This window comes from Streptomyces sp. MH60 (assembly GCF_002939385.1).
GTDB lineage: Bacteria > Actinomycetota > Actinomycetes > Streptomycetales > Streptomycetaceae > Streptomyces.
The window spans coordinates 13,534-29,065 of sequence record NZ_MULI01000053.1; the positions used below are offsets into that span (position 1 = coordinate 13,534).

Genomic DNA, 15,532 nt, shown 5'->3' on the forward strand with positions numbered 1-15,532 from the left:
GTGGGCGCGGACACGCGGGACCGCGTGCACTGGCGGCTCCGGCGACGCCCGCGGTCCTTCGAGCTTTCCACTCCCGTCACGCCGCGTCCATACGAAGGATCCGATCCCGCCGCCCACCGGCCGCTCCGCAAGGGCTCAGGGTGCCCGGCCACCGCCCACGCGCGCGCGTGACTACGATGGGCCAGCCGGTGGCCAGCAAGGGCCGCGGCGCCACACCGACCGTCGGGAAGGCCATGCTGAACAAGTACGCGCGTGCATTTTTTACGCGTGTCCTCACACCGTTCGCCGCGTTTCTCATCCGCCGGGGCGTCAGCCCCGACACGGTCACGCTGATCGGCACCGCCGGTGTGGTCGCGGGTGCGCTGGTCTTCTACCCCATGGGTGAGTTCTTCTGGGGCACGGTGGTGATCACGCTCTTCGTCTTCTCCGACCTCGTCGACGGCAACATGGCCCGCCAGCTGGGCCGCTCCAGCCGGTGGGGCGCGTTCCTGGACTCCACCCTCGACCGGGTCGCCGACGGCGCGATCTTCGGCGGCCTCGCCCTCTGGTACGCGGGGGGCGGCGACGACAACGTCCTGTGCGCGGTGTCGATCTTCTGTCTGGCCAGCGGCCAGGTGGTGTCGTACACCAAGGCGCGCGGCGAGGCGATCGGCCTGCCGGTGGCCGTCAACGGCCTGGTCGAGCGCGCCGAGCGCCTCGTCATCTCGCTGGTCGCCGCCGGATTCGCCGGGCTGCACAAGTTCGGCGTGCCCGGCATCCAGTACCTGCTGCCGATCGCCCTGTGGATCGTCGCCGTGGGCAGCCTCGTCACGCTGGTGCAGCGGGTCGTCACGGTCCGCCGGGAGGCCGCCGAGGCGGACGCCGCCGCGCAGCGGAGCCAGGGCACCGAGGCGGCGAAGTGAGCGCTCGGGACCGCCTGACCGACGGTCTGTACGGCGCCGGCTGGACCACCGTGAAGAAGCTCCCCGAGCCCGCCGCCGTGCGGCTCGGCCGCACCGTCGCCGACCTCGCCTGGAAGCAGCGCGGCGCGGGGGTGCGCCGCCTGGAGAGCAACTACGCGCGCGTGGTGCCCGACGCGGGTCCGGAGCGGCTCGCCGCCCTCTCGCGTGCGGGCATGCGCTCGTACCTGCGGTACTGGATGGAGTCGTTCCGGCTCCCGGCGTGGAGCACCGAACGGATCAGGGACGGCTTCACCCCCGAGGACCTGCACCACCTCACCGACGGCATGGACGCCGGCAAGGGCGTGGTGCTCGCCCTGCCGCACCTGGCCAACTGGGACCTCGCGGGCGCCTGGGTCACCACGAAGCTCGGCATCCCGTTCACCACGGTCGCCGAGCGCCTCAAGCCGGAGACCCTGTACGACCGGTTCGTCGCCTACCGCGAGGGCCTCGGCATGGAGGTCCTGCCGCACAGCGGCGGCACCGCCTTCGGCACGCTGGCCCGGCGGCTGCGCGACGGCGGCCTGGTCTGCCTGGTCGCCGACCGCGACCTGTCCGCCTCCGGCGTGGAGGTCGGATTCTTCGGCGAGACGGCCCGGATGCCGGCCGGCCCCGCCCTGCTCGCCCAGCAGACCGGCGCACGGCTGCTGCCGGTGACGCTCTGGTACGACGACTCGCCGGTGATGCGGGGCCGGGTCCACCCACCGGTCGAGGTACCCGGGTCGGGTACCCGGGCCGAGAAGACGTCTGTCATGACACAGGCGCTGGCCGATGCCTTCGCCACGGGGATCGCCGACCACCCGGAGGACTGGCACATGCTGCAACGCTTGTGGCTCAAGGATCTCGACCCGGCCAAGGCGCCCGGCGCCCGCGAGCGGGGCGCCCGGTGAGGATCGGCATCGTCTGCCCGTACTCCTGGGACGTGCCGGGCGGCGTCCAGTTCCACATCCGGGACCTCGCCGAGTACTTCATCCGGCTCGGTCACGAGGTGTCCGTGCTCGCCCCGGCCGACGAGGACACCCCGCTGCCCCCGTACGTCGTCTCCGCGGGCCGCGCGGTGCCGGTGCCGTACAACGGCTCGGTGGCCCGGCTGAACTTCGGCTTCCTGTCGGCCGCCCGGGTCCGGCGCTGGCTGCACGACGGCTCCTTCGACGTCATCCACATCCACGAGCCGACCTCGCCCTCGCTGGGCCTGCTGACCTGCTGGGCGGCGCAGGGCCCCATCGTGGCCACCTTCCACACCTCCAACCCGCGTTCCCGCGCGATGATCGCCGCGTACGCGATCCTCCAGGCCGCCCTGGAGAAGATCAGCGCCCGGATCGCCGTGAGCGAGTACGCCCGCCGCACGCTCGTCGAGCACCTGGGCGGTGACGCGGTCGTCATCCCCAACGGCGTCGACGTCGACTTCTTCGCCGACGCGGAGCCCGAGCCCGAGTGGCAGGGTGACACGATCGGCTTCATAGGGCGCATCGACGAGCCCCGCAAGGGCCTGCCGGTGCTCATGCGGGCGCTGCCCGGGATCCTCGCCGCCCGCCCGCAGACCCGGCTGCTCGTCGCCGGGCGCGGGGACGAGGAGGAGGCCGTCGAGAGCCTGCCCAGGGAACTGCGCTCCCGCGTGGAGTTCCTCGGCATGATCAGCGACGAGGACAAGGCCCGCTTCCTGCGCAGCGTCGACCTGTACGTGGCGCCCAACACCGGCGGCGAGAGCTTCGGCATCATCCTCGTCGAGGCCATGTCGGCCGGCGCCCCCGTCCTCGCCTCCGACCTGGACGCCTTCGCCCAGGTCCTCGACCAGGGCGCGGCCGGGGAACTCTTCCCCAACGAGAACGCGGACGCCCTGGCGGAAGCGGCCGTACGCCTGCTGGCCGACCCGGAACGCCGGGCCGCGCTGCGCGAGCGGGGCAGCGCCCACGTACGGCGTTTCGACTGGTCCACCGTGGGCGCGGACATCCTGTCCGTCTACGAGACGGTCACCGCGGGAGCGGCGGCGGTCGCGGCGGACGACCGGGCGACGGGCCTGCGGGCCCGCTTCGGCCTGGCGAGGGACTGACCCGCCGGGGCGCACGGGGCCCAACGGACGCACCGGGGCCACTCGGCCCACCGATAGGGTTGCGGCCCGTGACCGCAACCCTCATCTGGATCCTGGTCGTCCTCGTCGCCGTCGGCCTGTACCTCAGCTGGACGGCGGGCCGCCTGGACCGGCTGCACGCCCGGATCGACGCCGCCCGCGCCGCCCTGGACGCACAGCTGCTGCGCAGGGCGTCCGTGGCCCAGGAACTCGCCACCTCCGGCGTGCTCGACCCGGCCGCCTCCATGGTCCTCTACGAGGCCGCACACGCCGCCCGGCAGGCCGAGGAGGAACAGCGGGAGGTCGCCGAGAGCGAGCTGAGCCAGGCACTGCGCGCCGTGTTCGCCGACGCGCAGCAGGTGGACGTGTTGCGCGAGGCGCCCGGGGGAGAGGCCGCCGCCCACGAACTGGCCGAAGCGGTACGGAGGGTGCCGATGGCCCGGCGCTTCCACAACGACGCGGTGGGCGCCGCGCGCAGACTGCGCGAGCACCGCAAGGTCCGCTGGTTCCGCCTCGCCGGGCACGCCCCCTTCCCGCTGGCCTTCGAGATGGACGACGAGTCACCGGCCGCCCTGGTCGAGCGGGCGGCGTAGGCCGTACCGCCGGCGCCGGGGACGAAAACGATCCACAGCCTTCCCATTGGCCCTTGCTGTGGCCTGCTCACCTCACGTTTCCTCGTTGCTGCAGAAACCCCCTTCTCCTCAGCGAGGTACCCGTGTCCAGCACCCTCTCCGAAAACCAGGCACCCGAGACCGGCACCGCCCGGGTGAAGCGCGGCATGGCCGAGCAGCTCAAGGGCGGCGTCATCATGGACGTCGTCACGCCGGAGCAGGCGAAGATCGCCGAGGACGCGGGCGCCGTGGCCGTCATGGCCCTGGAGCGGGTCCCGGCCGACATCCGCAAGGACGGCGGCGTGGCCCGGATGTCCGACCCGGACATGATCGAGGGCATCATCGGCGCCGTCTCCATCCCGGTGATGGCCAAGTCCCGCATCGGCCACTTCGTGGAGGCCCAGGTCCTGCAGTCCCTCGGCGTCGACTACATCGACGAGTCCGAGGTCCTCACCCCGGCCGACGAGGTCAACCACAGCGACAAGTTCGCCTTCACCACGCCCTTCGTCTGCGGCGCCACCAACCTCGGCGAGGCCCTGCGCCGGATCGCCGAGGGCGCGGCCATGATCCGCTCCAAGGGCGAGGCGGGCACCGGCAACGTCGTCGAGGCGGTCCGTCACCTGCGCCAGATCAAGAACGAGATCGCCCGGCTGCGCGGCTGCGACAACAACGAGCTGTACGCCGCCGCCAAGGAGCTGCGCGCCCCGTACGAGCTGGTCAAGGAGGTCTCCGAGCTGGGCAAGCTCCCCGTGGTGCTCTTCTCGGCCGGTGGCGTCGCGACCCCCGCCGACGCCGCGCTCATGCGCCAGCTCGGCGCCGAGGGCGTCTTCGTCGGCTCCGGCATCTTCAAGTCCGGCGACCCGGCCAAGCGCGCCGCCGCCATCGTGAAGGCCACCACCTTCTACGACGACCCGAAGATCATCGCGGACGCGTCCCGCAACCTCGGCGAGGCCATGGTCGGCATCAACTGCGACACCCTCCCCGAGACCGAGCGCTACGCCAACCGCGGCTGGTAAGGCACCGGACCCATGAGTGACACCCCCGTCATCGGTGTCCTGGCGCTCCAGGGCGACGTACGGGAGCACCTCGTCGCCCTGGCCGTGGCCGACGCCGTGGCCAGGCCGGTGCGGCGCCCCGAGGAACTCGCCGAGGTGGACGGCCTGGTGCTGCCCGGCGGCGAGTCCACCACCATCTCCAAGCTCGCCGTCCTCTTCGGAGTGATGGAACCCCTGCGCGCGCGTGTGCGGGACGGCATGCCCGTCTACGGCACCTGCGCCGGCATGATCATGCTGGCCGACAAGATCCTCGACCCGCGCTCCGGGCAGGAGACGGTCGGCGGCATCGACATGATCGTGCGCCGCAACGCCTTCGGCCGGCAGAACGAGTCCTTCGAGGCGGCCGTCGACGTCGAGGGCGTCGAGGGCGAGCCCGTAGAGGGGGTCTTCATCCGCGCGCCCTGGGTCGAGTCCGTGGGCGCCGCCGCCGAGGTGCTCGCCGAGCACGAGGGTCACATCGTCGCCGTCCGCCAGGGCAACGCGCTGGCCACGTCGTTCCACCCGGAACTGACCGGCGACCACCGCGTGCACCGGCTGTTCGCCGACATGGTGCGCGCGAACCGGGCGGCTCGGTCCTTGTAGGATTCCTGCGTTCGTTGCAGGAGATGGGTTACGCGAAGGAGACAGGCAGATGTCCGGCCACTCTAAATGGGCTACGACGAAGCACAAGAAGGCCGTGATCGACGCCAAGCGCGGCAAACTCTTCGCGAAGCTGATCAAGAACATCGAGGTCGCGGCGCGCATGGGCGGCGTTGACATCGAGGGCAACCCGACGCTGTACGACGCCATCCAGAAGGCGAAGAAGCAGTCGGTCCCCAACAAGAACATCGATTCCGCGGTCAAGCGCGGCGGCGGCCTGGAGGCCGGCGGCGCCGACTACGAGACGATCATGTACGAGGGCTACGGCCCCAACGGCGTCGCGGTGCTCATCGAGTGCCTCACCGACAACCGCAACCGCGCCGCCTCCGACGTCCGCGTCGCCATGACCCGCAACGGCGGCTCCATGGCCGACCCGGGCTCGGTGTCGTACCTCTTCAACCGCAAGGGCGTCGTGATCGTCCCCAAGGGCGAGCTGAGCGAGGACGACGTCCTCGGCGCCGTCCTGGACGCGGGCGCGGAGGAGGTCAACGACCTCGGCGAGTCCTTCGAGGTGCTCAGCGAGGCCACCGACCTGGTCGCGGTCCGCACCGCCCTCCAGGAGGCCGGCATCGACTACGAGTCCGCCGACGCCAACTTCGTCCCCACCATGCAGGTCGAGCTGGACGAGGAGGGCGCGCGGAAGATCTTCCGGCTCATCGACGCCCTGGAGGACAGCGACGACGTGCAGAACGTCTTCGCCAACTTCGACGTGAGCGACGAGATCATGGAGAAGGTCGACGCGTAACGCGTCCCTGCTCAGCGGGCCGACGGGGACACACTCCGTCGGCCCGTCGCGTTGTCGGTGGCACCCGATAGCCTGCACAAACAGGTGATCGACGAGAGGGGCCGGGTACGTGCGTGTGCTGGGGGTGGACCCGGGGCTGACCCGCTGCGGGGTCGGTGTCGTGGAGGGCGTCGCGGGCCGGCCGCTCACCATGATCGGCGTCGGCGTCGTCCGCACGCCCGCGGACGCGGACCTCGGCCACCGCCTCGTCGCCGTCGAGCAGGGCATCGAGCGGTGGCTCGACGAGCACCGGCCGGAGTTCGTCGCCGTGGAGCGCGTCTTCAGCCAGCACAACGTCCGCACCGTCATGGGCACCGCCCAGGCCAGCGCGGTGGCGATCCTGTGCGCCTCCCGCCGCGGCATCCCCGTCGCGCTGCACACGCCCAGCGAGGTCAAGGCGGCCGTCACCGGCAGCGGCCGCGCCGACAAGGCGCAGGTCGGTGCCATGGTCACCCGCCTGCTGCGGCTCGCCGCCCCGCCCAAGCCGGCCGACGCCGCCGACGCCCTCGCGCTCGCCATCTGCCACATCTGGCGCGCCCCCGCGCAGAACCGCCTCCAGCAGGCCGTGGCCCTGCACACCGCCCAGGGCCCGCAGCGCCCGCGGACCTCCCACCCGTCGAAAGGCCGCCCCGCATGATCGCCTTCGTCAGCGGCACCGTCGCCGCCCTCGCACCCGACGCCGCGGTGGTCGAGGTCGGCGGCGTCGGCATGGCCGTCCAGTGCACGCCGAACACGCTCTCCACCCTCCGGCTCGGCAAGCCCGCCAAGCTCGCCACCTCGCTCGTCGTCCGCGAGGACTCGCTCACGCTCTACGGCTTCGCCGACGACGACGAGCGCCAGGTCTTCGAACTGCTCCAGACCGCCAGCGGCGTCGGACCCCGCCTCGCCCAGGCCATGCTCGCCGTGCACCAGCCCGACGCCCTGCGCAGAGCCGTCTCCACCGGCGACGAGAAGGCGCTCACCGCTGTCCCCGGCATCGGCAAGAAGGGCGCCCAGAAGCTGCTCCTGGAGCTGAAGGACCGGCTCGGCGAGCCCATCGGCGCCCCCGCCGTCGGCGCCCCGGTCAGCACCGGCTGGCGCGACCAGCTGCACGCCGCCCTGATCGGCCTCGGGTACGCCACCCGCGAGGCCGACGAGGCCGTCTCCGCCGTGGCGCCGCAGGCCGAGGCCGCCGGGGGCACGCCGCAGGTGGGCCGGCTGCTCAAGGCCGCCCTGCAGACGCTGAACCGCGCCCGCTGACCACGCCCGCCACCACCGACCCGGTGCGCCACGGCAAGGAGAATCAAGTGAACTGGGACGACACGACCGACGCGGAGGCCGCCGCCGAGCGGCTGGTGGGCGCTGTCGCCGACGGCGAGGACCAGGCCGTGGAGGCGGCCCTGCGCCCCAAGGACCTCGGTGAGTTCATCGGCCAGGAGAAGGTCCGCGAACAGCTCGACCTGGTGCTGCGTGCCGCACGCGCGCGCGGGGCGACCGCCGACCACGTGCTCCTGTCCGGCGCCCCCGGCCTCGGCAAGACCACCCTCTCGATGATCATCGCGGCCGAGATGGAAGCCCCCATCCGCATCACCTCGGGCCCCGCCATCCAGCACGCCGGCGACCTCGCGGCGATCCTCTCCTCGCTCCAGGAGGGCGAGGTCCTCTTCCTCGACGAGATCCACCGCATGTCGCGGCCCGCCGAGGAGATGCTCTACATGGCGATGGAGGACTTCCGCGTCGACGTCATCGTCGGCAAGGGCCCCGGCGCCACCGCCATCCCCCTGGAGCTGCCCCCGTTCACCCTGGTCGGCGCCACCACCCGCGCGGGTCTGCTGCCGCCCCCGCTGCGCGACCGCTTCGGCTTCACCGCCCACATGGAGTTCTACGGACCGGCGGAGCTGGAGCGCGTGATCCACCGCTCCGCCGGCCTGCTCGACGTGGAGATCGACCCCGCCGGCGCCGCCGAGATCGCCGGCCGCTCCCGCGGCACCCCCCGCATCGCCAACCGTCTGCTGCGCCGGGTCCGCGACTACGCTCAGGTCAAGGCCGACGGCCTGATCACCCAGGAGATCGCCGCGGCCGCCCTCGCCGTCTACGAGGTCGACGCCCGGGGCCTCGACCGCCTCGACCGCGGGGTGCTGGAGGCACTCCTCAAGCTGTTCGGCGGCGGACCGGTCGGCCTGTCCACGCTCGCCGTCGCCGTGGGGGAGGAGCGTGAGACAGTGGAGGAGGTCGCCGAACCCTTCCTCGTACGGGAGGGTCTGCTCGCCCGCACCCCACGCGGGCGGGTGGCCACTCCGGCCGCATGGGCGCATCTCGGCCTCACCCCGCCTCGTCCGCAGAGTTCAGGAAACGGACAACAGGACTTGTTCGGGGCGTGACGACCCGCTCACGCGAGGCACATTCGCCGGAGCAGGAACCCCGGTGCCATGCTGGGCGTTGTTCCATGCGCGCGGACTCGCCTAGACTCCGCCGATGCCGCCCTTGTCGGCGGTGTACACACCCCCAACCATCAGGCCGCTCACCATCGCGGTCGTGTGAAGGAAGTACCGACCCGTGAGTCTCGTGACCCTCCTCCCGTTCATCGTGCTCATCGGGGCCATGTTCCTGATGACCCGGTCGGCGAAGAAGAAGCAGCAGCAGGCCGCCAACATGCGGAGCGAGATGCAGCCCGGCACCGGTGTCCGCACCATCGGGGGCATGTACGCCACGGTCAAGGAGGTCAACGACGACACGGTCCTCCTCGACGCCGGCCCGGGTGTGGAACTGCTCTTCGCCAAGAACTCGATCGGTGCCGTCCTCACCGACGACGAGTACAACCGCATCGTCCACGGCATCGAGTACGACCTGAAGTCCGACGCGGACGTCGTCCCCGACGACGCCTCCTCCCTCACCGAGACCGACGCCCCCGCCGACGCCGCCTCCGACGACAAGTCCGTCGACCTCGGCAAGAAGGCCGTCGAGCCCGCCGAAGAGACGGCCGACGAGCCGAAGGCCGACGCCGCGCCCGCCGAGGCGAAGACGGACGAGCAGGCGAAGAAGTCCGACGGCGGTTCCGAGGCGAAGTAAGCCGTGCCCCGGGGTGCGCGGGACGGGTTCCCGCGCACCCCGCGCGACGCGCGGCTCGCACGGATCCGGACACCATGTGATGGCCGCCGGTGACGCCTTCTGGGCGCGAAGCGGCCCGAGAGGGAGTACACAAAGGTGGTAGCACCTAAAAAGGGAAAGAATGCGAGCGCTCAGAGTAAGCCCGGGCGCTCGCTGGCCCTGATCCTGATCGCCATCGTGGCGCTCACCGGAGGCATGTTCGCCTCCGGGCACACGACTCCGCGTCTCGGCATCGACCTCGCGGGCGGCACCAGCATCACGCTCCGCGCGGTGCCGGAGGCGGGCCAGGAGTCGGCGATCAACAAGACCAACATGGACACCGCGGTCGAGATCATGAACCGCCGTGTCAATGGTCTGGGTGTTTCCGAGGCCGAGGTCCAGACCCAGGGCGACCGGAACATCATCGTCAACATCCCCAAGGGGACGAACTCGAAGGAAGCCCGGCAGCAGGTCGGCACCACCGCCAAGCTGTACTTCCGTCCGGTCCTCGCCACCGAGCTCTCCGGCGCCAACGCGACCGGCAGCCCCTCGCCGAGCGAGGCCGGCGGCGCCACGGACAAGGCGACCGACAAGGCCACGGACAAGGCCACCGACGGCGACAAGGCCACCGACGGCGACAAGGCCACCGACGGGGACAAGGCGAGCGGCACGCCGTCCGACTCCGCGTCGGCGAGCGCCACCTCCCAGGGCCGCGCCGCCAGCGACGCCCTGAAGGCCGACCCCAGCCCGTCCGCGAAGAGCTCCGACGGCGCCGCCCCGTCCCCGAGCGCCAGCGCCCCCGGCGACGACGCCGCCGCCAAGCTGCAGCAGCAGTACGCGGCCCTGGACTGCACCGACCAGGGCGCCCGCGCCAAGGCGGGCAAGGGCGCCAAGCCGGACGAGCAGACCGTGGCCTGCGGCCAGAACTCGCAGGGCCAGTGGCAGAAGTACATCCTCGGCCCCGCCGCGGTCGACGGCACCGAGGTCGACGAGGCCAAGGCCGTCTACAACACGCAGACCGCCGCCGGCTGGACCGTGACGATGAAGTTCACGGACAAGGGCAGCAAGAAGTTCGCGGACATCACCGGCAAGCTGGCGCAGAACCAGTCCCCGCAGAACCAGTTCGCCATCGTCCTGGACAACGAGGTCGTCTCCGACCCGTACGTCAGCCAGGCGCTCACCGGCGGCAACGCGGAGATCTCCGGCAGCTTCGACCAGGAGGAGGCCCAGAGCCTCGCCAACATGCTGTCCTACGGCGCGCTGCCGCTGACCTTCAAGGAGGACAGCGTCACCACCGTCACCGCCGCGCTCGGCGGTGAGCAGCTCCACGCCGGTCTGATCGCGGGCGCGATCGGCCTCGCCCTGGTCGTCCTCTACCTGCTGTTCTACTACCGGGGCCTGTCGTTCATCGCCGTCTGCTCGCTGCTGGTCTCGGCCGGCCTCACGTACGTGATCATGGCGCTGCTCGGCCCGACCATCGGCTTCGCGCTGAACCTGCCGGCCGTGTGCGGTGCCATCGTCGCCATCGGCATCACGGCGGACTCGTTCATCGTGTACTTCGAACGCGTCCGCGACGAGATCCGGGAGGGCCGCACGCTGCGTCCCGCCGTCGAGCGGGCCTGGCCGCGCGCCCGGCGCACCATCCTGGTCTCCGACTTCGTGTCCTTCCTCGCCGCCGCGGTGCTCTTCATCGTCACGGTGGGCAAGGTGCAGGGCTTCGCGTTCACGCTCGGTCTGACGACCCTGCTCGACGTGGTCGTGGTGTTCCTGTTCACCAAGCCGCTGCTGACGCTGATGGCCCGGCGCAAGTTCTTCTCCAGCGGTCACAAGTGGTCCGGCCTCGACCCCAAGGCCCTGGGAGCCAAGCCACCGCTGCGCCGCACCCGCCGTCCGTCCCGTCCTGCCGCCGGCCCTGTCGACCCGAAGGAGGCGTGAGAGATGTCGAAGCTCGGCACACTCGGCGCCCGACTGCACCACGGCGAGGTCGGCTACGACTTCGTCAAGAACCGCAAGATCTGGTACGGCATCTCGATCCTCATCACCATCACGGCCATCGTCGGCCTGGCGGTGCGCGGCCTGCACATGGGCATCGAGTTCCAGGGCGGCGCGGTCTTCACCACCCCGAAGAACATGAGCGCCTCGGTCGCCCAGACGGAGACCTGGTCGGAGGAGGCCTCCGGCCACGACGCGATCGTCCAGAAGCTCGGCGACGGCAGCCTCCGCATCCAGATCGCGGGCACCGACACCCAGCAGTCGGACCAGATCAAGGAGGACCTCTCCAAGAACCTGGACGTCCCCGCGGAGAAGATCAACGCCGACCTGGTCGGCCCCAGCTGGGGTGACCAGATCGCGAACAAGGCCTGGCAGGGCCTCGGGATCTTCATGGTCCTCGTGGTGATCTACCTGGCGATCGCGTTCGAGTGGCGGATGGCACTGGCCGCCTTCGTCGCACTGATCCACGACATCACCATCACGGTGGGCATCTACGCCCTCGTCGGCTTCGAGGTCACACCAGGCACGGTGATCGGTCTGCTGACCATCCTCGGTTACTCGCTCTACGACACGGTCGTCGTCTTCGACAGCCTCAAGGAGCAGACCCGGGACATCACCAAGCAGACCCGCTGGACCTACGCGGAGATCGCCAACCGCTCGATCAACAGCACCCTGGTCCGCTCCATCAACACCACGGTGGTCGCGCTGCTGCCGGTGGGGGGCCTGCTGTTCATCGGCGGCGGCGTCCTCGGCGCCGGCATGCTCAACGACATCTCGCTGTCGCTGTTCGTCGGTCTGGCCGCCGGTGCCTACTCGTCGATCTTCATCGCCACGCCGCTCGTCGCCGACCTCAAGGAGGCCGAGCCGCAGATGAAGGCCCTCAGGAAGCGGGTCCTCGCCAAGCGTGCCCAGGCGACGGCCAAGGGCGAGCCCGCGCAGTCCGCGGAGGACGAGGGGGCGTACGACGCCGACGAGCCGGACGACGCGGCACCCGCGGTCGTCGGCCCCCGCAACCAGCCCGCGTCCCGTGGCAGGGGCCGCGGCCGTCCCTCGGGGAAGCGCCGATGACCGGCACGACCGACATCACCGAGCTGCTCCTCAGCCGCATCCGGGACGTGCCCGACCACCCGGAGCCGGGCGTGGTGTTCAAGGACATCACCCCGCTCCTGGCGGACCCGGCGGCGTTCACCGCCCTGACCGACGCGCTCGCCGAGGTCGCCGGGAGCACCGGCGCCACCAAGGTCGTCGGTCTGGAGGCCCGCGGCTTCATCCTCGGCGCCCCGGTGGCCCTGCGGGCGGGCCTCGGCTTCATCCCCGTACGCAAGGCGGGCAAGCTCCCCGGAGCCACGCTCAGCCAGGCGTACGACCTGGAGTACGGCTCCGCCGAGATCGAGGTGCACGCCGAGGACCTCAGCGCGGGCGACCGCGTGCTGGTCGTCGACGACGTCCTCGCCACCGGCGGCACCGCGGAGGCCTCGCTGGAGCTGATCCGGCGGGCCGGTGCCGAGGTCGCGGGCCTCGCCGTGCTGATGGAGCTGGGCTTCCTCGGCGGGCGGGCGCGCCTGGAGCCCGCTCTGGCCGGGGCACCGCTGAAGGCGCTGCTCACGGTCTGAACCGAGCACACCGCACCCTGGGGCGGGCCCGGAGGAATCCGGCGCCCGCCCCAGGCGTTGCAGGGGTTGACAGCCCCCACATTGGCCAGAAGGCGATCCTGGAGGGCAGGATCGCTACCATGGGGTATCCGGAGCCTGACCGGGGGACCCGGATCGTGCACGAGGAGTCCTCTTGCCAGACGAGGCCCAGCCACTGACCGCCGCAAAGCCCGAGTCCGCCTCGGCGCCCGCGGCGAAGCCCGCGCCGAGCGCGCCCCAGGCGAAGAACGACACACGCGGGCCGATCCAGCACGCCCCCTCCGCGCCGGTCGACAAGCCCGCGGAGCAGCAGCCGCGCCCCAAGACGCTGCCCGCGGAGCGCCCGCAGAACGCGCCGGTGGTCCGCGCCCCCGCCGGGCAGCCCGCCCGCTCCGGCTCCTCCAACCGCGTCCGCGCCCGTCTCGCCCGCCTCGGCGTGCAGCGCGCCAACCCGTACAACCCGGTCCTGGAGCCGCTGCTGCGCATAGTGCGCGGCAACGACCCGAAGATCGAGACGGCGACCCTGCGCCAGATCGAGCGCGCCTACCAGGTCGCCGAACGCTGGCACCGCGGCCAGAAGCGCAAGAGCGGCGATCCGTACATCACGCATCCGCTCGCCGTCACCACCATCCTCGCCGAGCTGGGCATGGATCCGGCCACGCTGATGGCCGGGCTGCTGCACGACACGGTCGAGGACACCGAGTACGGCCTGGAGGACCTGCGCCGCGACTTCGGCGACGTGGTCACCCTGCTCGTCGACGGCGTCACCAAGCTGGACAAGGTCAAGTTCGGCGAGGCCGCGCAGGCCGAGACCGTGCGCAAGATGGTCGTCGCCATGGCCAAGGACCCGCGCGTCCTGGTCATCAAGCTCGCCGACCGCCTGCACAACATGCGCACCATGCGCTACCTCAAGCGCGAGAAGCAGGAGAAGAAGGCGCGCGAGACCCTGGAGATCTACGCGCCGCTCGCCCACCGGCTGGGCATGAACACCATCAAGTGGGAGCTGGAGGACCTCGCCTTCGCGATCCTCTACCCCAAGATGTACGACGAGATCGTCCGCCTGGTCGCCGAGCGCGCCCCCAAGCGCGACGAGTACCTGGCCGTCGTCACCGACGAGGTCCAGCAGGACCTGCGGTCGGCCCGCATCAAGGCGACCGTCACCGGCCGCCCCAAGCACTACTACAGCGTCTACCAGAAGATGATCGTCCGCGGCCGTGACTTCGCGGAGATCTACGACCTGGTGGGCATCCGCGTCCTGGTGGACACCGTCCGCGACTGCTACGCGGCGCTCGGCACGGTCCACGCCCGCTGGAACCCGGTTCCGGGGCGGTTCAAGGACTACATCGCGATGCCCAAGTTCAACATGTACCAGTCGCTGCACACGACGGTCATCGGGCCCGGCGGCAAGCCGGTCGAGCTGCAGATCCGCACCTTCGACATGCACCGCCGCGCGGAGTACGGCATCGCCGCGCACTGGAAGTACAAGCAGGAGGCCGTCGCCGGTGCCTCCAAGGTGCGCACCGACGCCCCCAAGTCGTCCGGCAAGAGCAAGGACGACCACCTCAACGACATGGCGTGGCTGCGCCAGCTGCTCGACTGGCAGAAGGAGACCGAGGACCCCGGCGAGTTCCTGGAGTCCCTGCGCTTCGACCTCTCCCGCAACGAGGTCTTCGTCTTCACGCCCAAGGGCGACGTCATAGCGCTCCCCGCCGGGGCGACCCCCGTGGACTTCGCCTACGCCGTCCACACCGAGGTCGGCCACCGCACCATAGGGGCACGGGTCAACGGGCGGCTGGTGCCGCTGGAGTCGACCCTGGACAACGGCGACCTGGTGGAGGTCTTCACCTCCAAGGCGGCCGGCGCGGGCCCCTCCCGCGACTGGCTGGGCTTCGTGAAGTCGCCGCGCGCCCGCAACAAGATCCGCGGCTGGTTCTCCAAGGAGCGCCGCGACGAGGCGATCGAGCAGGGCAAGGACGCCATCGTCCGCGCGATGCGCAAGCAGAACCTGCCGATCCAGCGCATCCTCACCGGCGACTCCCTGGTCACGCTCGCCCACGAGATGCGCTACTCGGACATCTCCGCGCTGTACGCGGCGATCGGCGAGGGCCATGTCTCCGCGCAGAACATCGTGCAGAAGCTGGTCTCGGCGCTCGGCGGCGAGGAGGCGGCCACCGAGGAGATCGACGAGTCGGTCCCGCCGGCCCACGGTCGTGGCCGCAAGCGGCGGACCAGCGCCGACCCGGGTGTGGTCGTCAAGGGTGTCGAGGACGTGTGGGTCAAGCTGGCCCGCTGCTGCACGCCCGTGCCCGGCGACCCCATCATCGGCTTCGTCACCCGCGGCAGCGGCGTCTCCGTCCACCGCAGCGACTGTGTGAACGTGGACTCGCTGTCCCGCGAGCCCGAGCGCATCCTCGAGGTCGAGTGGGCGCCCACCCAGTCCTCCGTCTTCCTGGTCGCCATCCAGGTCGAGGCGCTGGACCGCTCCCGGCTCCTGTCGGACGTCACGCGGGTGCTGTCCGACCAGCACGTCAACATCCTCTCGGCGGCCGTCCAGACCTCCCGGGACCGCGTGGCCACCTCCCGCTTCACCTTCGAGATGGGTGACCCGAAGCACCTCGGACACGTCCTGAAGGCCGTACGCGGCGTGGAGGGCGTCTACGACGTGTACCGGGTGACGTCGGCGCGCAGGCCGTCGTAGGCGGGCGTACAGGCGCACACACGAGAGGGGCTCCCGTACACGCCGTACGG

15 protein-coding genes are annotated in these 15,532 nt (G+C 71.2%); all 15 read left to right on the top strand.

Features of this window, described 5'->3' with window-relative positions:
- Positions 1-176 precede the first annotated feature (176 nt).
- Entirely contained in the window at positions 177-902 is a 726-nt protein-coding gene (pgsA, locus tag BZZ08_RS26740; RefSeq protein ID WP_104634787.1) for a phosphatidylinositol phosphate synthase, read from the top strand.
- Complete coding sequence (locus BZZ08_RS26745; protein WP_104634788.1) at positions 899-1,828, top strand: phosphatidylinositol mannoside acyltransferase; 930 nt, start codon at positions 899-901, stop codon at positions 1,826-1,828. The genes pgsA and BZZ08_RS26745 overlap by 4 nt, the downstream gene beginning before the upstream one ends.
- A complete protein-coding gene (locus BZZ08_RS26750) occupies positions 1,825-2,988 on the top strand; it encodes a glycosyltransferase family 4 protein (RefSeq protein WP_104634789.1) in 1,164 nt (387 codons plus the stop codon). Before BZZ08_RS26745 ends, BZZ08_RS26750 begins: the two co-directional genes overlap by 4 nt.
- Positions 2,989-3,056: 68 nt before the next feature.
- A complete protein-coding gene (locus BZZ08_RS26755; protein ID WP_104634814.1) occupies positions 3,057-3,599 on the top strand; it encodes a hypothetical protein in 543 nt (180 codons plus the stop codon).
- Between the two features lie 122 nt (positions 3,600-3,721).
- A complete protein-coding gene (gene pdxS, locus BZZ08_RS26760) occupies positions 3,722-4,633 on the top strand; it encodes a pyridoxal 5'-phosphate synthase lyase subunit PdxS (protein WP_104634790.1) in 912 nt (303 codons plus the stop codon).
- Between the two features lie 12 nt (positions 4,634-4,645).
- Positions 4,646-5,254 (top strand): pyridoxal 5'-phosphate synthase glutaminase subunit PdxT, encoded by a 609-nt coding sequence (pdxT, locus tag BZZ08_RS26765; RefSeq protein WP_104634791.1) that lies wholly within the window; start codon positions 4,646-4,648, stop codon positions 5,252-5,254.
- Between the two features lie 49 nt (positions 5,255-5,303).
- Positions 5,304-6,056, top strand: coding sequence for a YebC/PmpR family DNA-binding transcriptional regulator (locus tag BZZ08_RS26770; RefSeq protein WP_104634792.1), 753 nt, complete (start codon positions 5,304-5,306; stop codon positions 6,054-6,056).
- Between the two features lie 109 nt (positions 6,057-6,165).
- Positions 6,166-6,732, top strand: a complete 567-nt coding sequence (gene ruvC / locus BZZ08_RS26775; RefSeq protein ID WP_104634793.1) for a crossover junction endodeoxyribonuclease RuvC — start codon at positions 6,166-6,168, stop codon at positions 6,730-6,732.
- Complete coding sequence (gene ruvA / locus BZZ08_RS26780) at positions 6,729-7,334, top strand: Holliday junction branch migration protein RuvA (RefSeq protein WP_104634794.1); 606 nt, start codon at positions 6,729-6,731, stop codon at positions 7,332-7,334. The genes ruvC and ruvA overlap by 4 nt, the downstream gene beginning before the upstream one ends.
- A gap of 47 nt (positions 7,335-7,381) precedes the next feature.
- A complete protein-coding gene (gene ruvB / locus BZZ08_RS26785; protein ID WP_104634795.1) occupies positions 7,382-8,455 on the top strand; it encodes a Holliday junction branch migration DNA helicase RuvB in 1,074 nt (357 codons plus the stop codon).
- A gap of 175 nt (positions 8,456-8,630) precedes the next feature.
- Positions 8,631-9,143, top strand: coding sequence for a preprotein translocase subunit YajC (yajC, locus tag BZZ08_RS26790; protein ID WP_104634796.1), 513 nt, complete (start codon positions 8,631-8,633; stop codon positions 9,141-9,143).
- 135 nt (positions 9,144-9,278) lie between these two features.
- Positions 9,279-11,096 carry a protein translocase subunit SecD gene (secD, locus tag BZZ08_RS26795; RefSeq protein WP_198601710.1) on the top strand — a complete coding sequence of 606 codons (1,818 nt, stop codon included), beginning with the start codon at positions 9,279-9,281 and terminating at the stop codon, positions 11,094-11,096.
- A 3-nt stretch (positions 11,097-11,099) separates the two neighbouring features.
- Complete coding sequence (gene secF, locus BZZ08_RS26800) at positions 11,100-12,221, top strand: protein translocase subunit SecF (RefSeq protein WP_104634798.1); 1,122 nt, start codon at positions 11,100-11,102, stop codon at positions 12,219-12,221.
- A complete protein-coding gene (locus tag BZZ08_RS26805; protein WP_104634799.1) occupies positions 12,218-12,766 on the top strand; it encodes an adenine phosphoribosyltransferase in 549 nt (182 codons plus the stop codon). Before secF ends, BZZ08_RS26805 begins: the two co-directional genes overlap by 4 nt.
- A gap of 172 nt (positions 12,767-12,938) precedes the next feature.
- Entirely contained in the window at positions 12,939-15,482 is a 2,544-nt protein-coding gene (gene relA, locus BZZ08_RS26815) for a GTP pyrophosphokinase (protein ID WP_104634800.1), read from the top strand.
- The last annotated feature ends 50 nt before the right edge of the window (positions 15,483-15,532 follow it).

Excerpts from the sequence above, each read along its gene's own strand:
- pgsA (WP_104634787.1), top strand. The coding sequence starts at position 177 with ATGGGCCAGCCGGTGGCCAGCAAGGGCCGCGGCGCCACACCGACCGTC.
- BZZ08_RS26805 (WP_104634799.1), top strand. The coding sequence starts at position 12,218 with ATGACCGGCACGACCGACATCACCGAGCTGCTCCTCAGCCGCATCCGG.
- BZZ08_RS26770 (WP_104634792.1), top strand. The coding sequence starts at position 5,304 with ATGTCCGGCCACTCTAAATGGGCTACGACGAAGCACAAGAAGGCCGTG.
- ruvA (WP_104634794.1), top strand. The coding sequence starts at position 6,729 with ATGATCGCCTTCGTCAGCGGCACCGTCGCCGCCCTCGCACCCGACGCC.
- secF (WP_104634798.1), top strand. The coding sequence starts at position 11,100 with ATGTCGAAGCTCGGCACACTCGGCGCCCGACTGCACCACGGCGAGGTC.
- pdxT (WP_104634791.1), top strand. The coding sequence starts at position 4,646 with ATGAGTGACACCCCCGTCATCGGTGTCCTGGCGCTCCAGGGCGACGTA.